This is a genomic window from Salinivibrio sp. KP-1 (assembly GCF_000968645.1).
Taxonomy (GTDB): domain Bacteria; phylum Pseudomonadota; class Gammaproteobacteria; order Enterobacterales; family Vibrionaceae; genus Salinivibrio; species Salinivibrio siamensis.
Genome location: NZ_LAQR01000041.1, coordinates 146,749 through 171,490 on the forward strand (window position 1 = coordinate 146,749; position 24,742 = coordinate 171,490).

General features: G+C 45.3%; 16 protein-coding genes. 11 read left to right on the forward strand and 5 right to left on the reverse strand.

Annotation, left to right across the window (positions count from 1 at the left end):
- Positions 1 to 100: 100 nt before the first annotated feature.
- From WN56_RS11655 to WN56_RS11670, 4 genes are all read left to right on the forward strand, one after another.
- Positions 101 to 2,452: a class I SAM-dependent DNA methyltransferase gene (locus tag WN56_RS11655; RefSeq protein ID WP_046075163.1), complete on the forward strand. Its 2,352-nt coding sequence runs from the start codon at positions 101 to 103 to the stop codon at positions 2,450 to 2,452.
- Positions 2,452 to 3,786 (forward strand): restriction endonuclease subunit S, encoded by a 1,335-nt coding sequence (locus WN56_RS11660; protein WP_046075164.1) that lies wholly within the window; start codon positions 2,452 to 2,454, stop codon positions 3,784 to 3,786. The genes WN56_RS11655 and WN56_RS11660 overlap by 1 nt, the downstream gene beginning before the upstream one ends.
- Positions 3,787 to 3,805: 19 nt before the next feature.
- Positions 3,806 to 7,054, forward strand: a complete 3,249-nt coding sequence (locus WN56_RS11665; protein ID WP_046075165.1) for a type I restriction endonuclease subunit R — start codon at positions 3,806 to 3,808, stop codon at positions 7,052 to 7,054.
- Positions 7,055 to 7,348: 294 nt separating this feature from the next.
- On the forward strand, positions 7,349 to 8,302 hold the full coding sequence (locus WN56_RS11670) for an NYN domain-containing protein (protein WP_046075166.1): 954 nt from the start codon (positions 7,349 to 7,351) through the stop codon (positions 8,300 to 8,302).
- Positions 8,303 to 8,695: 393 nt separating this feature from the next.
- Here WN56_RS11670 and WN56_RS11675 read toward each other — a convergent pair whose 3' ends face one another.
- The 3 genes from WN56_RS11675 to WN56_RS11685 form a co-directional block, all read right to left on the reverse strand.
- The gene (locus tag WN56_RS11675) at positions 8,696 to 9,394 is read right to left on the reverse strand and encodes an aspartate/glutamate racemase family protein (protein WP_046075167.1); all 699 of its coding nucleotides are present in this window, start codon (positions 9,392 to 9,394) and stop codon (positions 8,696 to 8,698) included.
- Between the two features lie 73 nt (positions 9,395 to 9,467).
- A complete protein-coding gene (locus WN56_RS11680) occupies positions 9,468 to 10,307 on the reverse strand; it encodes an AraC family transcriptional regulator (RefSeq protein WP_046075168.1) in 840 nt (279 codons plus the stop codon).
- Positions 10,308 to 10,903: 596 nt separating this feature from the next.
- Positions 10,904 to 11,857 carry a hypothetical protein gene (locus WN56_RS11685; protein WP_046075169.1) on the reverse strand — a complete coding sequence of 318 codons (954 nt, stop codon included), beginning with the start codon at positions 11,855 to 11,857 and terminating at the stop codon, positions 10,904 to 10,906.
- Between the two features lie 440 nt (positions 11,858 to 12,297).
- Between WN56_RS11685 and WN56_RS11690 the strand changes: the two genes are divergently transcribed.
- Positions 12,298 to 12,972 (forward strand): inovirus Gp2 family protein, encoded by a 675-nt coding sequence (locus WN56_RS11690; RefSeq protein ID WP_046075170.1) that lies wholly within the window; start codon positions 12,298 to 12,300, stop codon positions 12,970 to 12,972.
- Between the two features lie 76 nt (positions 12,973 to 13,048).
- Here WN56_RS11690 and WN56_RS11695 read toward each other — a convergent pair whose 3' ends face one another.
- Positions 13,049 to 13,609: a tyrosine-type recombinase/integrase gene (locus WN56_RS11695; protein WP_046075171.1), complete on the reverse strand. Its 561-nt coding sequence runs from the start codon at positions 13,607 to 13,609 to the stop codon at positions 13,049 to 13,051.
- Between the two features lie 175 nt (positions 13,610 to 13,784).
- The gene (gene radC / locus WN56_RS11700; RefSeq protein WP_082084454.1) at positions 13,785 to 14,288 is read right to left on the reverse strand and encodes a DNA repair protein RadC; all 504 of its coding nucleotides are present in this window, start codon (positions 14,286 to 14,288) and stop codon (positions 13,785 to 13,787) included.
- A gap of 155 nt (positions 14,289 to 14,443) precedes the next feature.
- Here radC and WN56_RS11705 point away from each other — a divergent pair, with 155 nt between their 5' ends.
- The 6 genes from WN56_RS11705 to WN56_RS11730 all read left to right on the forward strand — a co-directional run bounded on the left by WN56_RS11705 (position 14,444) and on the right by WN56_RS11730 (position 24,611).
- On the forward strand, positions 14,444 to 14,638 hold the full coding sequence (locus WN56_RS11705; RefSeq protein WP_046075172.1) for an AlpA family transcriptional regulator: 195 nt from the start codon (positions 14,444 to 14,446) through the stop codon (positions 14,636 to 14,638).
- A gap of 155 nt (positions 14,639 to 14,793) precedes the next feature.
- Entirely contained in the window at positions 14,794 to 15,774 is a 981-nt protein-coding gene (locus WN56_RS11710) for an AAA family ATPase (RefSeq protein WP_046075173.1), read from the forward strand.
- A gap of 11 nt (positions 15,775 to 15,785) precedes the next feature.
- A complete protein-coding gene (locus WN56_RS11715) occupies positions 15,786 to 18,323 on the forward strand; it encodes a S8 family peptidase (RefSeq protein WP_046075174.1) in 2,538 nt (845 codons plus the stop codon).
- A 21-nt stretch (positions 18,324 to 18,344) separates the two neighbouring features.
- Positions 18,345 to 21,110, forward strand: coding sequence for a DNA methyltransferase (locus tag WN56_RS11720; RefSeq protein WP_046075175.1), 2,766 nt, complete (start codon positions 18,345 to 18,347; stop codon positions 21,108 to 21,110).
- The gene (locus tag WN56_RS11725) at positions 21,107 to 23,236 is read left to right on the forward strand and encodes a DEAD/DEAH box helicase (RefSeq protein WP_197075753.1); all 2,130 of its coding nucleotides are present in this window, start codon (positions 21,107 to 21,109) and stop codon (positions 23,234 to 23,236) included. Before WN56_RS11720 ends, WN56_RS11725 begins: the two co-directional genes overlap by 4 nt.
- Before the next feature lie 13 nt (positions 23,237 to 23,249).
- A complete protein-coding gene (locus WN56_RS11730; RefSeq protein WP_046075176.1) occupies positions 23,250 to 24,611 on the forward strand; it encodes a GIY-YIG nuclease family protein in 1,362 nt (453 codons plus the stop codon).
- Positions 24,612 to 24,742: the final 131 nt, after the last annotated feature.

The window sequence follows — 24,742 nt, forward strand, 5'->3', positions numbered from 1 at the left end:
TAAAGCGTCCGAAAGGGCGCTTTTTGTTAGATGTCGCTGTCACCATAAGAGCCGTAAGGTACAATCTCCCCAATTTTCGTCAGTGTGACTATAAGAACTTATGACCAACAACAACTTCTCCCAAACCGCTGCCTTTATCTGGTCAGTTGCTGACTTGCTTCGCGGTGACTTCAAACAATCTCAATACGGCCGTGTGATCCTACCGTTTATCCTGCTTCGTCGCCTTGAGTGTGTGCTTGAGCCAAGCAAAGATGCGGTACTCGCTGAAATCTCAAAAGTAGATACACTAAGCGAAACTATGGTTGACGCAGGTAAAGATCCGTTGGATGAAAACCAGCGTGAAAAAATGTTGCTGCGTGCAACAAAATCGCCAGCTCAGCCTGATGGTTTGTCATTCTTTAACACCTCGCCAATGAACCTTGGCAAGATGGGACAAAGCAACATCAAGGCGAACCTTGATAAATACGTGCAGTCATTCTCAAAAGATGCGCGGGAGATCTTCGAGCACTTCAAGTTTGATGAATTTGTCGGGCTGCTGGAAGATGCCAACCTGCTTTACAAAGTGGTGAAGACATTCGCCACCACCGACCTTAGCCCAAGGAAAATCTCAAACTATGAGATGGGCTTGGTGTTTGAAGAGTTGATCCGCCGTTTTGCGGAGAGCTCGAATGAAACGGCGGGTGAGCACTTTACGCCGCGTGATATCGTGCGCCTGACCACCTCGTTGGTCTTTATGGCCGATGATCAGGCGCTCAGCCAAGATGGGATTATTCGTACCATTTACGATCCAACCGCCGGTACGGGCGGTTTCTTGTCTTCAGGCATGGAGTATGTGGCGGAGATGAACCCTAACGCGGTGATGCGCGCGTTTGGTCAAGAGCTAAACCCAGAATCCTACGCGATTTGTAAAGCCGATATGCTGCTCAAAGGACAAGACGTTGATCGTATCAAGCTAGGTAATACCTTATCCAATGATCAACTGCCTGCCGACAAATTTGATTATATGTTATCCAACCCGCCGTTTGGTGTGGATTGGAAAAAAATTGAAAGTGACATCAAAGATGAGCACCAGCAAAAAGGCTTTGATGGGCGCTTTGGCGCAGGCTCGCCGCGTGTGTCTGATGGTTCGCTGCTGTTCTTGATGCACCTTATCAGCAAAATGCGTGACAAGAAGACTACGGACAACCAAGTTACCGATGGTGGTCGTATCGGCATTATCCTCAATGGTTCACCACTCTTTACCGGTGGCGCGGGTAGCGGTGAGAGTGAAATACGCCGCTATATCCTTGAAGCGGATCTACTTGAAGCGATTGTCGCGCTGCCAACCGACATGTTCTACAACACAGGCATTGCGACCTATGTTTGGGTACTGACGAACAAGAAAGCTCCAGAGCGTAAAGGCAAGGTGCAGCTTATCAACGCGGCTAACCTCAGCACGAAAATGCGCAAATCATTAGGCTCTAAGCGTCACTATTTAACGGATGACGAAATTCGCACCATCACCAAAAACTTTGGTGACTTTGAAGAAATCGATACCTTGACCCAAGATGGTGTGACGGACAATCAAAAACACTTCGCCAGCAAAATCTTTAATACGCATGAGTTTGGCTATCGTCGCCTCACCATCGAGCGTCCATTGCGTCTCTCCGCACAAATCACCGATGAAGCAGTAGAATCATTGCGCTTTGCACCTAAGCCGTTTAATGCCGTCATGCAGGCGGTCTTTGAGCAATTTGGCACAGAGTGGACGGAAGACACCTACGGCTCACTCACTGACGTGGAAAAGGAAGTTCGCGTCTTGATCAAAGCCGACTTCCCAGAGCTGAAAGAAAAGCAAATCAAAGACGTGCTGGATGGCAAGTTGTGGCTCAATCAAAAAGCCCTGATGGATGCGGCAAAAGCACTGCAAATTGCTGTTGGAGATAGTCTTGGTGGAAAATCGCAGCAATCCGACGATTTCAATCAGTTTGAACTGACGCTGAAAGGCGCATTCAAGGCGACAGGCATCAAGTTCGATGCCAAGCAGAAGAAGCAATTTATTGATGCGGTAACGTGGAAAAACCAAAATGCCGAACCTGTGATCAAAAAAGTGCTGAAAGAAGAGGCACAGCCGCTATACGGTGCATTTGATTACAAAGGCAAAGTGGTTGAGTTCCAACAAGATGGCGAACTGCGTGATAACGAGAATGTACCGCTTGACCCAAATGTCACCACCATTCGCTTGATTGAGAGATACTTTGAACGCGAGGTGCTACCACACGTTGCCGATGCGTGGATTAATGCTGACAAGCGAGACGACAAAGATAACGAGATTGGTGTGGTGGGTTATGAAATCCCATTCAACCGCCATTTCTATGTCTACCAACCACCGCGTGCGCTAGAAGCGATTGATGCCGATTTGGATGCGGTGAGTGCCGATATTATGAAGCTACTGCAAGAGGTGCATTCGTAATGAGCAAATATCAGGCATATCCGGAGTACAAAGACTCTGGAGTTGAATGGTTAGGAAGTATTCCTGCCGATTGGAGTGTTAAGAGAATTCAAGAAACTGCGTTGGTAATTAGTGGTTATCCTTTTGAGTCAAAGAAGTTTGATCCACTAGTTGGAACACCCCTCATACGAATTCGAGATATCAAAGCCCAAAAAACAGAAGTTTTCTTCAATGGTGAGGTTCCCAAAGAGGCTTTAGTTGATAGCGGAGATGTTCTTGTCGGAATGGATGGCGACTTTAACGTTGCAATGTGGAAATCAGGTTTAGCTGCTCTAAATCAAAGGGTTGCATGTTTAAGAACGGATGACAAAAGCTTACAGAAGTTTTTATTTTATGTATTGCCGTTCAATATGAAAGTTGTCAATGACTTAACGTATTTCACTACGGTAAAGCATCTTTCAAATAACGACATACTTAAGACAGTGTACGCTCTTCCAAAGCGGGCTGAGCTAATTAACATAGTAAACTTCCTCGATCACGAAACCGCTAAGATTGACACCTTGATCGAAAAACAGCAGCAACTGATTAAGTTGCTGAAAGAAAAGCGTCAAGCGGTGATCAGCCATGCGGTGACTAAAGGCTTGAACCCTGAAGCACCCATGAAAGATTCTGGTGTGAAGTGGTTAGGGAAAGTGCCAGAGCATTGGGATGTATTGAATTTAGCTGGCGTTGCAGATGTTATTGATCCGAACCCAAGTCATCGAAATCCTAAATACACGGAAGATGGCTATCCATTTATATCTACTGTTGAGTTTATAGGAATTGATGATGTAGAGACAAATACGCCAAGAAGAGTTGCAGAAGAGACTGTAATAGAGCAGGAGCAACGTTGCCGTTTTCGTGAAGGCTCTATTGCCTTTTCTAGGAAAGGGACAATAGGTGAAGTTCGAATTTTGCCAAAGGATGTTCGATTTGCCTTACTTGATTCTGTTTGCGTAATTAATGCTGGCAGCAGAATTGCTTATGAGTTTTTGTATCAACAATGTCGGTCAAGTCTATTTGATTCTCAGTTGGGTGCAGAAACAAGGGGGGCTGCATTGAAACAAGTTAGTGTTGGCAGAGTAAGAGGCATCAAGACGTTCGTGCCTCCAATGTCGGAGCAAAAAGAGATCGTTAGCTTCCTAAGTGTGGAGCTTGGCAAACTTGATCTGCTTATTCAAAAGGCAAACCAAGGCATAGCTTTAATGAATGAACGCCGTACTGCACTAATCTCCGCCGCTGTCACTGGTAAGATTGATGTGCGCAACTGGCAAGCGCCAACATCTCAACAGCAAGCGTTGGAACAAACCGCCTAAGTAGAATAAGAGAATGGTTATGAAAGACACCACACAAGAACGGATATTTCAGGACGACATCATTCGCCAGATGGTGGCAAATGGCTGGGTGCAGGGCACGGGCGAGGGCTACAACCGCGAATCAGCACTCTATGAAGCGGATGTGCTGAGCTTTATCAAAAAGACACAGCCGAAAGAGTGGGAGAAGTTCTGCAAAGTCTTCCCGACCGACTCAGAGCGCCACTTCCTTGATGCCTTGGTCACTCAGCTTAAAAAAGCCGATGAGAACGCGACTGATCGTGCGTCACGTACCTTTGGCACTTTGGGCGTGTTACGTCATGGTTTGAAAATCCGCAATGCCCGTTTTGAATTGTGTCAGTTTAAGCCCGAGCATAACCTCAACCCTGAAACTTTGGCACGTTATCAGCAAAACATCTGCCGTATTGTGCCAGAGCTGGTTTACAGCCCGTATGCTACGCAGGCGGAATTTGAAGCGACAGGTAAGCAAGCCAAGAAGTGGCGGATTGACTTGGTGTTGTTCGTTAATGGTTTGCCCGTTTCTACCCTTGAGCTGAAATCTGAGTTCAAACAAGCGGTCGAAAACGCTATTGCGCAGTACAAACTGACCCGGTTACCGAAAGACCCAGCCACCAAAAAGCCAGAGCCGCTTTTAAGCTTTAAACGCGGTGCGTTAGTGCATTTTGCGGTAAGCCAGTATGAAGTCTACATGGCAACCAAACTCGCGGGTACCGATACCTTCTTCTTGCCGTTTAACAAAGGGACGCATGACGGCGGTAAGGGCAATGATATTCCTGAAGATGAAAACCGCTATGCCACCGACTACCTGTGGAATGACGTATTAACCCCAGATAACCTGCTCAATATCATCGGACGCTTTATCCACCTTCAAATTGAAGAAAAGGAAGATTGGGAGGGGCGTAAAACCAAGAAAGAAACCCTGATCTTCCCGCGTTACCACCAGTGGGATGTGGTCACCAAGCTGGTCAATGCTGCGATTGAAGAAGGCACAGGTAACAAATACCTGATCCAGCACAGTGCAGGGTCGGGCAAGTCCAACTCGATTGCATGGACAGCGCACCAACTCTCGACCTTGCATGATACCAAGGGTAACAAGCAGTTTGATTCGGTGATTGTGGTGACTGATCGAACCGTATTGGATGATCAGCTACAAGATACCATCTATCAGTTTGAACATGCTGATGGCGTGGTCGGGCGCATCAATCGTAAAGAGGGCGATGGCTCGAAATCAGAGAAGTTGGCTTCGGCATTGGAAACTTCTCAACCAATCATCATCGTGACCATTCAAACCTTCCCGCATGTGTTAAAGGCGATTGAAAATTCAACGTCACTCAAAGCGCGTCGTTATGCCGTCATTGCCGATGAAGCGCATTCGTCACAAACAGGCGCAACTGCTCGTCAACTTAAAGAAGTGTTGATGACGGATGAAGTCGATGATGACACCGAATTATCATCTGAAGATATTCTCGATGCCACTGTTGCGGCGCGTCGGGGCAGTGCTAACCTGAGTTATTACGCCTTTACCGCCACACCAAAGCAAAAGACGCTGGCGTTGTTTGGTCGCAGGCCTGATCCAGAGCAGCCAGCATCTAAACGCAACTTGCCGGTGGCTTACCACATCTATTCGATGCGTCAGGCGATTGAAGAAGGCTTTATCCTTGATGTGCTGAAGAACTACACCAACTACAAGGTGATCTATCAGCTCAAGCAAAAGCTGGAAGCGGAAGACAAAGAAGTGGATGCCGGCAAAGCCAAGGTGAAGCTCAACAACTGGGTACGCCTGCATGACCACAATATTTCACAGAAAGTGAAAGTGATCATAGAGCACTTCAAAAAGAACGTGATGGGCTTGTTAGGTGGTCAAGCTAAGGCCATGGTGGTCACCAGTTCACGTAAAGAAGCGGTGCGCTACAAACTGGCGTTTGATAAGTATGTGTATGAGCATGGTTACGCGGGCATTCGTGCCATGGTCGCCTTTTCTGGCGAAGTCGAGTTTAACGCTTCCGATCCAGACAGCACCGCATTTATGGACCAGAAATTTACTGAGCATAGCATGAACCCTGACCTTAAAGGGCGTGAGATGCGCAAAGCCTTTAACACTGATGATTATCAAGTGATGCTGGTTGCCAATAAATTTCAAACGGGCTTTGACCAACCGAAGCTCTGCGCCATGTATGTCGATAAAAAGCTGGCTGGCGTTGAGTGTGTGCAGACGCTTTCTCGCCTCAACCGAATCTATCCGGGCAAAGCAGAGTGCGGTACGTTTGTGCTTGATTTCTACAACGAACCGCAAGATATTTTGGATGCTTTCCAGCCTTATTATCAAGTGGCAGAGCTTGAGGATGTCACTGATCCTGACAAAATATTCGACCTATCAGAGAAGCTACGCGCTAGCGGTATCTTCCTTTGGTCGGAGGTCGAGCAGTTCATTGATGCCTTCTTTACCAAAAACAAGTCTAATGCGGCGATCAGTAATATCTGTAAGCCTGCGATAGACCGTTGGCGCAAGCGCTACACTTCTGCAGTAGATGAATACATTCACGCCAAAAATGTGTTTGAACGCACCAAGAAAACCGGCGATGCGGTATTAATCGCTAATGCGGAAAATGCCTTCAAAGAGAGCAAGCAGGAGAAAGACCGTCTTGAGATCTTTAAGAAAGACTTAGGCAGCTTCGTCCGCTTCTATGAGTTTATGTCCCAGATTGTCGATTACGACGATAAAGAGCTAGAGAAGCTGAGCCTGTATGCACGTCACTTGCGTCCAATGCTGCGCGAGAAGGTGATTGAAGAGGATGAACTAGATCTTGGTGACGTGGTAATGAGCCACTATCGCTTATCAAAAATCCGTCAGCAGGACATTCAGCTTCAAGAGAATACGCCTGAGTATAAGTTGCACCCAAGTAACGATGTAGGTACAGCTAAGCCAAAAGACAAGAAAGAAGAGTTTTTGTCTCACATCATTGAGCGATTGAACGAAGTATTTCTCACTGACAACCTGACCGACAAAGACATGATCAACTATGCCTTCACGGTGCGTGACAAGCTCACAGAAAACGAAACGGTGATGAGCCAAATCGCCAACAACACGCGTGAGCAAGCCATGCTGGGTGACTTCCCACGTGCGATTGATGATGCGATCTTGAATAGTAATGAAGCCCACCAAGAGCAGATGATGCAGTTGTTGTCTGATCCGAACAAAACCAAACAATTTGCGCGGGTGATTTTTGATATGTTGAGTGGCGTTAAATAGTGGCTATCTATCAACTATCGAATGATGACTGTGGTGTCGTCATTCAGTAAGCCCTGTATTGAAACGTCTTTATACTTAGCCAGTCAATTGGGGATGCATTATACTTTTAAGAGAAACAGAGAAAAACTGGATGCTTTTCTGACATTCGTCACTTGTCAAATCGAGATGTAAGGCTTATATTTAGCCCACTACTTTCCCTCCTCCCACGTTGGCATTACGACCACTGGGGTTGGGCGAAATTGCCGACCTGCTAGGTCGGTTTTTTCATATCTGGAGCCTAGAAAAGAAAGTAATGTGAGAACACGAGTATACATCGACGGTTACAACTTCTACTACGGCTGTATCAAACATACGCCATATAAATGGTTGGATCTGGTTCACCTCTTCGAAAATCACCTTTTGCCGCGTTCAGGCGCTACCTCATCTGAGTTACACCCAGCACATGGGATTAAGTTTTATACTGCCGAGATAAGCCCAAGGGCTGCACTGGATGAGCATTCAGTGCAGGATCAGCGGAGTTATCATGCAGCACTTACCGGACATCACCCCAATGCGGTCAAGATGAAGATTGTTAAAGGCAGCTATGCAATCGATAAGATTGATGCAAGGAAAGTTGAGTGCTGCGAGGACGGTAAAGAAAAAGAGCCGAAATATTGTTCGACGGTCAAAGTGTGGAAGCTGGAAGAGAAGCAAAGTGACGTCAATGTTGCCATAGATGCCGTTTTTGATGCTTTTACTGATCACAGTATTGAGCAGGTAGTATTTGCAACCAACGATACTGATATTTTTCCCGCGTTGAAAAAGTTACAGGAGCTGAACGCGCTTGGGATTAGGCCACCAATTAAGATTGGGCTTGTTACTCCGGCAAAAGAGAGACATGGGCCGCGGCGCACCAACAAGGCGTTGAGTCAGTTGGCAGATTGGACGATAAATTTCATAACTGATAAAGAGCTGAAGTTGTCTCAATTACCATGTAGGGTCACAGGTGGTAAAAAGCCAGCTTTTCAGCCGGTATCCTGGTTTGAGCACAGAGAGCAAGTCGCAGAACTCTTGAGCATTCTAAGTGCTTGCGATGTATGTGGTTCAGTACCCAAAGCGTGGCGCTGGCTGTGCTCTCCCAAGCCGGTTATTGACGGTTTACCAGAGCTGGCCGAAGACCCATCAACCATGCTCTATACAAGGGAAGGTGTTGAAGCTGTCTTAGCTCATGCAAAGTGTTTTGCTGAGCATATGAGGAATAATGCCTAGTTATCAGCATGGGAAGCAGTGTAAAAAGTGAGCAACAGCCGCTCTCGGTGATACACATAACAATTAGAGTTTTCCGTTCACACTAAAACAATCTCAAACAATATAGATACAAAAAGCCCCGCTGGGCTAGGAGCTTAGCGGGGCTTTCAAACGTTCTAGAACGTCTTCGTATACGAATTTGGTGGGCTGGCGTAACTTGAATTAGGTCAATAACATCATGTATTTATTAGTTTTTTCTGGTTTGACTTTGGTGCGGTGTACCATTGGGTGTATCTAAAGTACTGATTGTATCAAGAGTCCACAATGAGACACTATGTCTAGTCTGATAACAGGTTACTGTCGAGGAGTGACCTCTACTTGTCTGCGCTGTTTAGTGGGTACAACTTCTTGTCGTTAACCCTCTCCAAGGGATCTTAGTATTGCAGCGTTCGCATGGATCGCTGTGGTATCAAACAGTGGCACATTAGTATGCTTTTGCTGAACAAGTAGAGCAATTTCCGTGCAACCTAGGATCACAGCCTCCGCCCCTTCATGCTTCAGCTTATCAATTACCTTCAGGTAAGCATCACGAGATTGCTCAGTAATGATACCCTGACACAGTTCTTCGTAGATAATGTTGTGGATCGTGTTTTTATCTTCGCTACTTGGAACGACAACGCTTATCCCATACTTATCTGTAATTCGTTTTTTATAAAAATCTTGGTCCATCGTGAATCGTGTCCCGAGGAGACCAACTTTTCTGATGCCATGCAGGATGAGCGTTTCAGCTGTTGCATCAGCAATGTGCAGAATGGGAATACTGATGTGCGACTCAATCTGAGGTGCCACTTTATGCATGGTGTTGGTGCATATCAGGAGAAAGTCAGCACCGCCGGCTTCAATCGATACTGCCGCATCTGATAGTATCTGAGCGGTTTTATCCCACAGCCCCTTGTGTTGGAGCTCCTCTATTTCAGCGAAATTAACGCTATACATACAAATCTTGGCCGAGTTTAAGCCACCCAAGCGTTCTTTGATGCCATGATTTATCGCTGTATAGTAGCTTACAGTCGACTCCCAGCTCATCCCGCCAAGCAATCCTATCGTTTTCATTTGAGGTCCTCACGTTGTATCTATGATGATCAAAACTACAAGCGCCAGGTGGTAAGAGATAGTACGTTTTTGACTATCTGAGAAAGTGCCTTGCGTATTGACTCGGGGTTACACCAATGGCTCGTTTAAAGTGCTTAGTAAAATGGCTTTGGTCGTGAAACCCGCAGAGGTTTGAGACGTCCGCCAGTTGGTATCCTTGTCGTATCAACTTCTCGGCATACCGGATACGTGCTTGTAGTTGATATGCATGTGGTGGAAGACCAAATTCCTTATTGAACGCACGCACTAGATAATAAGGATTAAGGGAAGCCATTTGGGCAAGGTCACTCAGAGAGATGTTGGTACTAGGAGAGTCGTCTAGAAAGTGCTTTACCATGCTTACTTTCTTAGTTGCCTTTTTCTCAACAGGGAGTTCGACTCTCCTTTTACCATGACTTCTCATCAAGCGAGTGAGTAGCGCGTAGAGGAGCGACTCTCTTAACAACTTGTTTTCCGATCTCTCTAAGACGGAGAAGACGTACCGGAACTGTTTAGCCAGTGCTTCATCATGCACTACTGCATCAGGAAAGTAGGGCGTATAGGTGTCGGTTCCGACGAGCTCATGGCTTAACCGTTCAAAGTGCTCTGGTAAAGGATATAGTGCCTTGTAGGCCCAACCATTGTCGGTGTTGGCTTGGCCGTTATGAATATCATCCGCGTTGATTAAAATGATACTCCCAGCAGGTGCAAGATTATTACTGCCGCTTCTAAGGAACTTTTGGGTACCTCGTTCGATAACGCCAAAGGTGTAACCCTCATGGCTGTGTCGAGAAAAACATTGCCTATGGTAACTCGCGTCAAGAATACCTATACCGCCAAGTTCCTGATGGTAAAGATAGTTTGCTGATTCTTTACAAGCACCAAGCTTTTTCATTTCGCCGCCTAGGCCTCCATGTGTAGAGCATTATAAGCTAATCCTATACGTTCCCCTCGAGCCTGTATTGTACAAAATTGACTTAGACTAAAAGCGCTCAAAAATAAGACATTGAATTTAATGATAAATTTACAGTGGAAGAGTCATATACTCACAACATTTAAGGTAATGCTTGTAAGACATAGTGCCAGGTAGTGATACCAGCTTTGTGTACTCAAAGACACGGCTGTCTCTTGTCAAGTTGATGTGCAGGAGGTAAGCAGATAGCAGATCTACATTTTATTAACGACTAGTGATAGCCATAAATAATGTTCAATGCTTATACGCTACCTTCAGCGAAAACCCTATAAACGCTCCGTCCAGAATCTTCAAAAACAGTCGCGCATCGATGTTATGACGATAGTATAGGACTCGTTATTCCTGTAGGGAATACCAAGAATTCTTTTATAACCAAAGGTAATATTATTTATAACCTAGCTATAGAGATGGTGCGGAATGGCGAACTAAAAAACGCAAAGTAGCTTCTCAACGAAGTCTTATGAGGGGGACACAGAACTATGAACACCTTCCTCATCGTTGAACTAGCGCCCCATCATTTACTCACTCTCCAATATATCCAAAATCTCGTCCCAATCCATAGTGTTAATGAGCTTTTTTATGACGTCTTCGGGAGTTTTTTCAGTTTGCTCTGCCAGTTTTTCAACTTTATGAAGCACAGCGTTTTCCAATAGGACTACGTTTTTTTTCTTTCTTTCTTTACTTTTCTTTACATTCCAAGCATGTCTGAAATTTTCGAAAAATTTCTTTTTTTTATTTTCAGGGATGAGGTCATAGACAGCAACAATGACTGACTTCATGTCTTCATTGCTTGAAGGTGTCCAAGTGTATCTTATTTCGTATCTTTTTTTTATGTAATCATAAGCCCACATGAGCTGATTGCTGTGACAGCCATCTAACCACTTTATCATTTCAGTCCTTCTGGCGTTTTTTCTCCATTCATTTTTTAAATGATTTGACAGAAGTTTTTCTTCATGCTCTAAAAAATTTGAATGAATGAGACAGTTCTCTATTTGTTTTCTTTTTTCTTCTGTTGTGCTTTGGCGTTTTTCCTGCAAATAAAAGCCTTCTATTTTTAGAGGTTTTGTTATTTCTATATCCGTGACAACCCCTGTGTCTGTCTCTTTATATAAAATGTATCCTATCTCTTTGTTTATGTTTTTTATTATGTAGCACCATAGCCAATTAATCTTTCTTTCTTCGCTTAATATACTCTTGAAGTCATAGTTTCTCACTTTACTTTTATGTAGTTCTATTTTTGTTTTTTCTATTGTTTTTTTGATCTTGTTTTCGTCTGTTTTTACTAGCTGGAGGAGGAGTCTTTCATTTATTGTTTTTTTGGGGCTTATCTCAAATTCTTCGGCTATTATTTCTTCTTCCTCGTCACTTGATTCTAAGAGGCCTTTGTTTCTGAACTTCCGCAAAAAGAAAAGGAGATCCCTTTCCGTTCTTATCGACCTTGCGAGATGTGCAGATAATTTTCTATTTAGCATTTCAGTGCTTCTCCTTTTTTATATTTTTTCTTATAACACCTACTTTTTTCTACCTAAAGTGGCTTTTTAAAAGTGGATTAATAAGTGTGATTGGTGTCACGTTAATTCAGTGGGGATCTGATTTTAGTGATTATAAGGTGACTGAAATGATTATAAGGTGACTGGAGTGATTATAAGGTGACTAAAATGACTAGAGTATCCTCTGGGATACATAGATTTAGGTGGTTATAGGCTCATAACTTCCACATGCTCAGATCGTCGGTGAAAGAGGGAGAGGCTAGGTTGGCTGGTGGGTGACATGGTCACAGGAGTAAGGGGAGTTGTCGGTATAGTAATATACGTATTAGCTCTTCTCTTCATATACCCATTACCAGTAAAGAAGATAAGGTAAAAAATAATCTAACTAGTGTTCCTTTGTAGTACTCACAGAGGAGCATGAGATGGATACACATACCTACAAAGACTTTCCTATCCTTCTACCTATCAATGAATGTAAGGCTCGTTACTTAGAGAAAATACGCAATATGTTAGCTGATGGTTATCAGGACTATAATAACCTCACTGTTGCTCGTCTTGACTTAAGGTTTCCAGTTACTGATGAGTCCGATGACTTTCTGAAGCGTGATGAGGCCCCCTCCTTCGAGCGATGGAAAAAAGGCACGATTAAACGATTTGTTCGAGCTATTGAATTAGAAATGGCAAAGCAAGAGTGTGAAAAGCGAGCGAAGGGTAAGCGGGTGCATCGTTGTAAAGTGCGATATGCCTGGGCAAGGGAGCGTAATCATTCACACAACGATCATTATCATTTCGCGTTGGTATTAAACAAGGATAGGTTTTATTGCTGGGGGAAGTTTGAGAACGTCGAATGCGGTGATGGTTTATATAATATCATTGTCCGTGCCTGGGCGAAGTCAATCGGCCTGTGTAACAATCAAGCGATGGGGCTAGTGCATATCCCTGACAATAGCATTTATTACCTTCACGGTCGTCCTGAGAGCTCTGAGCGCGCTGAGCAGGAATATAAAGATATATTCTATCGACTAAGCTATTTAGCCAAAAAAAGAACCAAGCGTCGCAACGAGGGGTTTCGTTGCTTTGGTTCTAGCACCAAGTAAATCGTGCACAATCGTTTTTTATTGATGATATATATTTAAAATCCCGTCGGCCGTACTGTCATGGTGCGGCCTTACCTCATATCTCTAAGGCAATAAAATCATTGTCGACATCCTCCTGTGTAATACCAATATAACGAAGCGTGATGCCTTCTGAGGTATGACGCAGCATTTTCATCACCCGACCAATATCTTTTGTGGCTTGATACAGCATATAACCGCGTGTTTTTCGCATTGAGTGCGTTCCTAACGAGAGGTTGAGCTCTTGCCCGACCTGTTGGAAAGCGAGAGTAACAGCGCGCCGAGAGAGCGGTTTAGGCGGCAACTGCTTAATCTGCTGACAGCGGTGAGATTGAAACAGGTAGACGTGATCAGGATGGTCTGCCCGTATCTTTTCAATGCGCGCCAGTGTTTTGGGGTTGAGCTGGATATCAGCAATCTTACCTGTTTTACGCTCTTTGATTCGCAATCGGTCACCGTGGATATCGTCGAACCTAACAGCAAGCAGATCGGAGATACGTAACGCCAGGTTTAACCCGATATACCAGACGTCGGCCATTTGGCGATGATAACGAATACTCAATAGGTGGCCGATAAGCTGAACAGTCTCAGCATCTTTGATGGCTTGAACTTCTGACATGGCTTACTTCCTTTTTTCTTCACAGATGGAGGTTTTGAGAAGCACAGCACGGCAGCGACAGCCGGACCCTTGTTGCGCCTGGGTTGGCTGCTTCCCGTTTTAACATAATGAGAAGCAGGGAAAGGTATCGCTGCCTGTGTGCATGTGTGGCGTGTAAAAATGGCCTGTGAAGCCGCTAAACGACTGGGATCCAGCCTCGCTCGGCGAAAGACACACAGTCTTCACCGACAACCACATGATCTAAAACGCGAACATCGATAAGGCCCAACGCTTTGATCAATTTGTCAGTGATATGACGGTCTGCTTGTGACGGCTCGGCAATCCCGGATGGGTGGTTGTGCGCAAAGATAACGGCGGCTGCATTGTGACTCAGAGCCGCTTTTGCCACTTCGCGTGGATAGATAGACGCGGCATCAATGGTGCCAAAGAACAAGATATCGAACTGGATAAGACGGTGCTGGTTATCCAGCAGCATCAACGCAAATACTTCACGATCGTACGCGCCGAGTTTGAGCTTTAAATACTCCATCACGTTGTTGGGGCTCGTGAAGGTGCCTTCGCGTTTGTACTTTTGGGCCAGCGCTTCGGCCGCGTGCTCTAAGAGCTGGTTCAGCTCAGATGGCTGATGGACAGGGTAGTTGTCTGCAGGGGTGAACAGGGGAGCGTGTGACGTACGCATAGGGAGTCTCCTTTAAGTAATTGATGTGGCTATGCGTATCGATGACATATATCTGAAATCAGGTTGGTTAGTGGAGTGGGTGTAAGAAGGGAGGATGAAACCGGTAAATCTTTACGTGCGCGGAAATCTCATGAGTCCAATAACGGAGTAACATCATGAGATTAATTAAACTGAGCGAAGTAAAACACATGACAGGCCTTGGTCGTTCAACTATCTACAACCTAATGAAAGACGGCTCCTTCCCGAAAAGCGTTCCCCTGGGAGGCAGAGCCGTTGCGTGGGTAGAAAGTGAAGTCGAAGAGTGGGTGATGGCAAGGATAGCGGAGAGGGATAGCGCGGTGGACTTCTGACTAGGGCATTTTACAGTCAAAGAGTAAACTGGGTACCTCACCGTACGCTAAATATTACCAGCTTTGACGCCCCTTGTGACACCTAGTCTATAGAAGAAAAAGGGGTTTCAATGTATCATTATACTGTAATCACTTTTCACTATTGCGAATAACCTATGGCTAGCTCCAACCATATCAAAGCTTTGCTGCAATCACATATTGACAGAGATGACGACCGGTTCGTTTCTGTTGCGCTCCAGGTAGCTGCTCATGAAGCTAGGAATGGTCATGGCAAGCTTGCGCAAGAGCTGAAAGGACTAGTTGAAAAAGCGAAGAAGAGAAGCGCGAGCAATTTACCGGTTTCCATTGCATCTGGTGTTAAAGATGCTTCTGGCTTACTGGTTACAACTCATCCTCAATTGCGCTTCTCAGACTTAATTGTATCTAGCGCCGTTAAAGGGCGTTTAGAGCGGTTGGTTAAGGAACAAAAGCATCTAACAACGCTCAAGAACCACGGCCTCTCTCCCAGGAGAAAGCTCCTGCTGGCAGGGAAGCCTGGTACAGGGAAAACGTTTACTGCGTCAGTTTTAGCTGGGGAACTAGACTTCCCTCTTTTTGAGGTTCGTTTAGATGCCGTGATTACAAAATATCTCGGTGAGTCCTCTGCTAAGCTTCGGCAAATATTTGATACGATAAAAGAAGTTCGTGGTGTTTACTTTTTTGATGAGTTTGATGCCCTAGGATCGCATCGTGGTTCGAACAATGATGTTGGTGAAGCCAGACGTATTCTGAATAGCTTTTTGCAGATGATTGAGCAAGATGACTCCAATAGCGTCATAGTCTGCGCAACAAACCATATTGAAGCGCTAGATCATGCGTTATTTCGTCGTTTTGATGATGTGGTTCGATATGAATTGCCGTCGGAAGACGAAATAACAAAGCTGTTTCGTTCTCGTTTAGAGCCATACGTAGCGAAGAATTTTTCTTGGAAGCGGCTTCCCACGATTGCGCAAGGGTTGAGCAATGCAGAGATAACTTTAGCTGCAAATGATGCAATCAAAGAAATGTTGATTCATGGTTACAGCTCAATTAGCACTAAAATGCTGATGCAGGCCATTGAGGATAGGAAAAGTATTAGCCAGCACTTTATGGAGTAAAAGGATTTTGAATGGCCAAAAAAAACGAATTTGATAAACCCCACTTCTTTTTCAGCTCCTCCGGCAGTCCTCATGAGTTTACCTCTCGCTCCCCAGGAGGCTCAAACAAGGTAGTGATTCCTGCTCAGGACAGGGCTTCTCACAGCGAAAAGCTACGCCAAGATATCCAAAATGTTGCTACTGACTTAACGGACCTTAAACGGAGCATTCCTGCATCGGAGCTCTCAATGGGCGTTGGTATTCAGGTTGAGTTTGAAAGCTTTCCAGACGTTGGCATGGCCGTTCAGAGTCTTGCTAATGATACCCAAGGTATCGTGCTACACAATGTCAAAACAGTGGAGAAAGATGGACAGAATACGACTCTTGCGACGGCGTATGTGCCAGAGGGTAAGTTAAGCTTCTATCAAAAAAAGCTGAATGATTACGAAAAATACAAAAAAAATTCGAATGGTGTCGCGGCTGACCATCAAAAACTGATTGATTCAATACAGTCTATCAAGCGTGCTGCGTTCTCTGCTATCTGGGCGGACGATATCAGCCTTCTGCCTGAAGACAAAGAAGCGGATGTTTGGTGGGAAGTATGGTTAGCAACACCGAGGAAGAGTCGCCAAACTCATAACCACTACCTTGAAATAGTCTCTGATTTTTCTCGATTAGCGAGACTCGCTGAGATTGAGGTCTCTGAGGTTCAGCTTCGTTTTCCTGAACACACTGTTGTTCAAGTCAAAGCTAGTCAAAGAAAGCTTGAAGAAAATGCGACATTGCTCTTTAGGGTATCAGAGATACGTTACCCGAAGGTCACGGCGGAATTTTTTGATTCGATGGAGCCTACAGAGCAGCGAGTGTGGTCTGATGAGCTTCTCCACCGTCTAAACCATACCTATACAGCCGACTCTCCTTATATTTGCATAATCGACTCCGGCGTGAACGTAGAGCACCCATTGCTGTCTTGCTTTGCCGATTTGCCAGATCAGAGAACAATAACCGATGACGGTGATCCTACTGATGCGATAGGTCATGGCACCAGTATGGCTGGTCTAGCGATGTGGGGAGATCTCACTGATAGGTTAAGTTCGACAAATACTGAAACGGTTACCCATCGGCTAGAGTCAGTGAAAACCATTAGGTTTAATGGTGATAATGCTGGGAAGTCTCTGGGGAGAGTAACCGAAGATGCGGTATCAGAAATAGAGATCTATGAACCCGAACGTTCACGCATTTATTCCATGTCACTGTCATCAGGAAAAGGAACGGATAGAGGGCGGGCGTCATCGTGGTCGAGTGCAATGGATATGCTTGCGGTCGATTTTCTGGGCGAAGGGACACGTCCTAGGCTGTTCACTGTGTGTGCAGGGAATACTGCCCCTGTCGGAAGCTTTGAGTATCCCCAGCGTAATTATCTCAGCGATGTACATGACCCTGCTCAAGCTTGGAATGTGTTAACTGTTGGCGCATATACCGAGAAAGACGTCATAACAGAACCAGGCGACTATCAACCATTGGCACCTAGAGGGGGGCTTTCTCCCTATTCAACTACATCTCTTGAATGGGAAAGGAAAAATTCGCCGATTAAGCCAGAGGTTGTGTTTGAGGGAGGTAATATTGGTCGAGACGATATCGGTTGTGCTGGTATGCCAGATTTAGAACTACTCTCAACCAATCATGACTTCTCTAGAAGACATTTTCGATGTGCAAATGCAACCAGTGCCGCTACTGCATTAGCTGCAAGATTTGCTGCTCAGATCCTATCGAAGTATCCAAAGCTTTGGCCTGAAACAGTAAGGGCGCTAACGGTACACTCCGCCGATTGGACGGATGAAATGTACTCACTGATTTCTGCGGAGCGAGGTAATGGCAACATTAGAAAAACTGATATGGCCAAATTGGTACGCAAAGTCGGCTTTGGTGTACCCAATTTAGACAAAGCATTAAGCAGTGCAAGCAATTCGTTATATATGGTGGTTCAGGATGAACTGCAGCCATACATAAGACCAAAATCGGGAAAAGCCAAGACTAAAGATATGCATCTACATGACCTGCCTTGGCCCGTTGATGAACTACAAAAAATTGGTGAAGCTGATGTAGAGCTCACGATTACTTTGTCATACTTTATTGAGCCAAACCCATCTAGTCGCAATGCATTGGACAAATACAGCTATGCCAGCCATCAGTTAAAATTCGACGTTAAGCACCAGGGTGAATCTGACCATCAGTTCATGCTAAGGATTAATGCTAAGGCCGAGGGTGAAAAACCGGAGTCCTTAACAGATGGAAATTGGCTGTTAGGTAAACAGCAACGTCATAAAGGATCAATTCACAAAGACATTTGGCGAGGTAGTGCTGCGGATCTCGCTGCACGAGGAAAGATTGCCGTTTATCCAGTGAATGGCTGGTGGAAGACCCGACAGGCTCATGAAAAGTACCATTCAAAAGCTCGCTACGCGTTAGTAGTGTCACTCTCCGTTCCAGAGATTGATGTGGATTTGTATAGCGAAGTTAAAACTATTATCGACTCAAAAGTTGCTACCCAAGCATTGGTAGAGACCTAGACACTATTTTTTGGAGGCATCATGGCTTTGAATCATGGCCAGTTGATGGAGCAATTTCAGCGTGCAGCAGAGAAGGCTGCCATTCATTCTGAGCGTGACGAGTTCATATATGATTTTCTGCACGCATTAGAGCGACCCAAAACGACTATAACTAAACTACGAAATGGAGACCCGACTACCAACGTTGCTAAAGTTCCGGGTGCCATCGCAGTACGTCAAAGCTTTTTCTTTGAGCCCGTTGAGGATGGTCGCGACGTTCACGAAGTTTTAACTCAACGAATTAACGATCCTGGTGTTATCGCTGGCAAAAAGGATGACCCTCGCGTCGTAATTATCACCGATTTTAACACCATCACCGCTTGGAACGTGCTTAAGAAGGAGCGCATGGAAGCGCCGTTCATTGAGTTGGATCGCCATTATGCGTTTTTTTTGCCTATTTACGGTCGAGGGTATGAACAGGTTGAAGATTTCCGTGAGTTGGAAGCAGATGTTAAAGCAGCGCGCATGCTTGGCCATCTGTTCGATGAGATTCGAGAGGCAAATGAGTTTGAGACATCTGAAGAAATTCATGGATTGAATGTTTTCCTCACACGCCTTCTGTTTTGTTTCTTTGCCGAAGATACTGGCATCTTAAAGCAGAACCAGTTCACTAAACTTGTTGCTGAGCACACAGAAAAAGATGGGTCAAATGTAAGCGACGTAATTCAGGCGGCGTTCAATGTAATGAATGTGCCTGATGATGCTCAGGAACGAGAGCGTTTGCCAAATAGCCTAGCTACACTGCCGTACGTCAATGGTGGACTTTTTAAAAGCAACGAGCCTGCTCCAAAAGTTTTCACCGCTAAAGCGAGACGAGTGTTGCTCGATTGCGGCTCGATGAAGTGGAATGAGATAAATCCGGATATTTTTGGATCAATGTTTCAGTCGGTGGTGGAAGAAGAAAAGCGCTCTAACTTGGGCCAGCATTACACCAGTGTGCCCACCATTATGAAGACGATAGCTCCTCTTTTTCTGGATCCTTTGCGTGATGATTTGGATGTCGCCAGAGGGAATGAAAAGAAACTCGAGGCCTTGCTGAAGCGCTTGCATAAAATCAAAGTATTTGATCCAGCTTGCGGATCCGGTAACTTTCTTATTATCGCCTACAAAGAGCTTCGTCGTATCGAAATGGATGTTCTTATGGCGCTTCAGGAAGCGAGGGGTGAGAGCGCCGCCGGGAGTATAGACTCGATTATGGTTGGCACATCCGGCATTCGCTTGTCTCAGTTTTATGGCATTGAAATTCATGATTTTGCTCATGAAGTTGCCATGTTATCGCTGTGGATTGCAGAGCACCAAGCCAATCAGGCGTTTCGCGAAAAGTTTGGCGACGTATCCCCCCCATTACCATTAAAAGAAGGTGGTAATATCACTTGTGGTAATGCCTTGAGTGAGCCCTGGTCGAGTATTTGCCCTGTTGATAGGGGAGATGAAGTTTATCTTATTGGCAATCCTCCTTTCCACGGTCAAGGTAAGCGCTCAGATGAGCAGGCTGAAGATATGGAACGAGTATTCCGAGGCTTTAAAAAGCATAAGTATCTCGATTTTGTGTCATGTTGGTATTGGCTCGGTGCAAATTATCTCTCTTTAGCTAAGGGCCGAGAGGCGATCGCGGAACTCGCTTTTGTCTCAACAAATTCAATCAATCAAGGGGTACAAGTTGCTACGCTTTGGCCACCAATCTTAGAGCTAGGAATCAAGATTCGTTTTGCTTACCAAGGGTTTAAGTGGCGTAATAATGCACGCGATCAGGCTGGTGTCCATGTTTCTGTTATTGGGCTTACTATGAAGCCCGAGCCAGTTCGGTTTTTATTTACAAGGCGAAGTGATGGAGGATGGGAGAAGACGCAGCCAATAAATATCAGCCCTTACCTGTTGTCTGGTAATGATGTTGTGGTCACCGATCGCAGAAAGCCGCTTGCTCAAGCGTTACCCATGATCAGTGGGAGCAAGCCCACCGATGGCGGTAACTTGATTTTGTCCACAGCCGATCGAGAGGCTTTGATTGAGCAGGAGCCCCAAGTTGAACGCTGGATCAAGCGTTTGCTGGGTGCTGATGAATTCTTAAATGATAAAAAACGTTGGTGTCTTTGGCTTGTCGATGTGTCTGATGACGAAATAGAACAAATGCCTTTGTTGAAAGCCCGTGTCGATCGTGTTCGTGAGATGAGACTCGCTAGTAAGAAAAAATCGACTAGGGAGCTAGGAAGTACCCCAGCACTATTCGATGAGATTAAACACCCGAACAATGATTATATATTGGTTCCTCGTGTCACTTCGGAACGCAGAAGTTATGCGCCGATAGGCTTCTTTGGCGCTGATGTTGTGGCAACAGATTCGGTTCAGATTATTCCTAATGCTGGGCTATATGACTTTGCAATACTTCAGACCCGTATGCATATGCTTTGGTTGAAGACAGTTGCAGGTCGATTAGAGACTCGATATCGCTATTCCAATACGCTTGTCTACAACACCTTCCCCTGGCCAGCACCAACCGTGAGCCAGCGCAAAGATATTGAGAGTAAGGCTCAGGAAGTCTTAGATACCCGAGCCTTGTACCCGACGAAGACAATGGCAGATTTGTATGATCCCGAAAAGATGCCTGACGACCTTCGAGAAGCACATCGATCTCTGGATGAGGCTGTAGAGAATACCTATAGGGCGACTTTATTTCGCAATGATAATGAGCGGCTAGAATACTTATTTAAGCGCTACGAAACCCTGATTGCCAAGGAGAATAAGGCATGAGTAAGCCATCATCCGACATAACTATCCAATATAAGCAAACCGGTGCGAGTACTCAGGCTAACCATATGGGGATGCGAGAGATGCAGGCCATGGCATACGAGCACCGCTCCGCGCCATACCTCCTATTGAAGTCGCCTCCTGCCTCGGGAAAAAGTCGGGCGTTAATGTACTTAGCGTTAGATAAGCTCCGCAAACAAGGTCTCAAGAAAGCCATCATTGCTGTGCCTGAAAGGTCAATTGGTTCGTCATTTAAGCCCACAAATTTGAGTGAGGGGGGCTTTGCATGGGACTGGCATCTTGAGGGTCGTAATAACCTTTGTGGGGCAGGTGATGATTTGGGAAAAGGTAAGATCCAGGCTTTTAAGCGCTTTCTAGATTCTGATGATGAAACGCTGGTCTGCACCCACGCGACATTAAGATTTGCTGTCGATGAGATAGCAGACCCTTCACGGTTCAACAATACAGTTGTTGGTATTGATGAATTTCATCATGTCTCAGCTGATGAAGCCAATGTTTTAGGGCGAGTGATTGACGAGATCATGCAAGGCTCCAATGCCCACATAGTAGCAATGACTGGCTCTTACTTCCGAGGCGATGGGATAAACATTCTTGAATCGGAAGATGAAGCTCAGTTTGAGACTGTCACTTATACCTATTACGACCAGCTAAACGGATACCGCCATCTCAAGTCTATAGGCATAGGCTACCACTTTTATGAGGGCGTTTATTTTGATGCGCTTGATAACGCACTGGATACCACGAAGAAGACGATCATTCATATTCCCAATGTGAACTCGTCTGAATCAATTGGTAAGCATGAGGAAGTCGATCGTATCCTTGATAAGATTGGGGTGGTAGGAGAGCGAATTGGGAATGCCAATATTAATCGGGTCACGACCAATGATGGCAGAGATCTTCTTGTCGCTAATCTCGTAGACGATAACAAGGAATCGCGGGATGCGACGGTAGATTACCTTCAAAATATCACATCGAGGGATGAGATGGATATCATCATCGCCTTGGGAATGGCTAAAGAAGGCTTCGATTGGCCGTGGTGTGAGCATGTTTTAACCATTGGTTATCGTTCATCTTTGACAGAGGTGGTACAGATAGTCGGCCGCGCAACTCGTGATGTTGAAGGTAAAAGACATGCGCAGTTCACAAATCTAATTGCTATGCCTGATGGCGCTGATGAAGACCGCAAAAAGGCAGTGAACACATTACTCAAGGCGATTACTGCTTCACTGCTGATGGAGCAAGTCTTAGCACCCTCGATTAAGTTCAAGCCTCGTTCAAGAATTAAACTCGGAGAAAAGGTGCCCAAAGGAACGCGTATTATCGAGGACGAAAATAAGCCTGTTTCTAATCGGTGTGCTGATATCCTCGAAGGTGGCGTTGCAGAGTACATTGCTGACATTACGGCTACGCCAGGCGCAATGAAATTGATGGCAGGAGACGAGAATCAGGGTAGGTTGCTTCGTGAAGAAGACATCAAGTCCGTTCTGCGTATGCGGGAAGCAGACTTGTCAGATGATGAGATTGACCTTCTAGCTCAAGAGATACACTTAAGTCTTGCTGCGCAGGCTACAGGTGGTTTGATAGACGGTGATGAATTGCCGCCAGATGCGGATGTTGTTGGAGAAAAACCGCCATGTGACTATACGGTTGATGGGCAAGAGGAGACCGAAAGTTATACCGATGCGAATTCTGTGCCTGAGCCCAAACTCATTTCTAGATACGAACTTGATAGTGGAGAGACAGGAAGTGAAACATACCCTTCCGGGCGAGCAGGCGAAAAGTTCCTGAAGGTGGGAAGCCGGTTCATTAACATCAACAACGTGAACCTCGACATGATATCTCATATTAATCCTTTCGCTCGTGGAGAGGAAATCCTGTCTAAACACCTCACTCCAGATCGCTTAGCGCGTGTAAAGGACGCGTTAACACTGCCGCGTAATGATGTGACCGAGGATGAGGCTGTTATTTTGCTTCCTCGACTCAAAGAATTCTTCAAAGATAAGAAACGCCGACCACGACACGACGCAAATGATCCATATGAACAACGGCTTGCTCAGGTAGCGCAATTTGTCGAGAACTATCTGAAGAAGAAGCAAGCGGTTTCATAAGGAGAAGAAAAGGATGAGTAGCGAACGACTTACTTTGGATGAGTTACTTCAAGACCTACCCGAAGGGCTCTTTGAGGAGGAAAACATTCAAAAGAGCCCTAGGTCCAAACGAGCTAGTGGAAACGAATTTTTTGACCGAATTAATGAGTTTGTCGACACACATGGACGTGAACCTGAGCCTAGTGCTGCTCCAGGAACGGAAGAGCGGATATTAGGCCTTAATCTAAAGGGAGTGCGGCGTGACCCGGATTTAGTCTCTCAACTGCATGATGCAGATCGTCACAACCTTCTACCAGTTGATGAGACAGGTAATACAAAACCTGACAATAATACATCTCATCGGCCTGATGTACTCGAATCAAGTCTTTCAATCGGTGCTGAGTTAAAGTGCGAAATAGACGGTATTGATGACAAAGGTGGACAAATAGACGAGTTTTCTTCTTTGGATGAGGTACTCGCTGATGATGATCTATTGGGTTTTCTGAATATGCCCTCTGAGGCTGATGATGTGTTTGAGATGAAACATATCGGTGGATATCAGCAATCGCGTAAGAACCCCGACGAGATAGCAGATCGCGAGCTTTGTCATGACTTTGATTTTTTTGCTCCTTTATTTCACCGGATGAGAGGCCGTATCGCAGAAGGCATTGCCAGTATTGAGCCGTTTCAACAAAGAGGTCAGATTGAGGTTGGAGATTATTTTTTCCTTCGTGGTCAGATGTGTTTGGTCGACTCCATCACAGCGGAAGAAGAGCGAGAATCTGGCCCTACTGCCTATCGGGTTAGAGTTATATTTGACAATGGCACCGAAATGACGCCCTACAAGCACTCTTTAGGTCGAGCTCTGACCGGTTATAAATCGAGAGGATATGAACCAGGCCAGCGTATTGTCGATCCTGACATTGTTGCAGATCGTTTTAATGGGCTGACACATAGAGACCAGTCACAGGGCATTATCTATGTTCTACGATCGAAACGTACAGATAAGTTAATACGAGAACAACGTGATCTCTATAAAGTGGGGTTGACGGCGCGCTCTCTTGAAGATCGTTTACAAGGAGCAGAAGGTCAAAAAACCTACCTTGAAGGGCCTGTTGAGGTCGTTGCAGAGTGGGAAATTTATGGCGCTAATTTGCAACGCGTTGAGAGGCTTTTACACGCATTCTTAGCACCTCGGCGCTCAGATTTTACTTTGGTTGATGTAAATGGGCGAACCTATCACCCAAGAGAGTGGTTTAATGTACCATTTTTAACAATTAAAAGAGTTGCAGAAGCGATTATAAATGACACGTTGATGAATTATCGGTTAAACCCAATGAATGGTGAACTGGTTGCTAAGGGCATGAGTCAGAGTGTCGACGATGGTGAGATTTAGTGTCTATGCTTATGTATTGGCGCCAGGTGGATAGAGTGGGTGAGGCTGAAGACGATCACTCGGTCTCTATGTATATTGATGATAATAAACGGCTTTATGGTTAAAGTATGACACTTTTCAGTTTTGTTGAG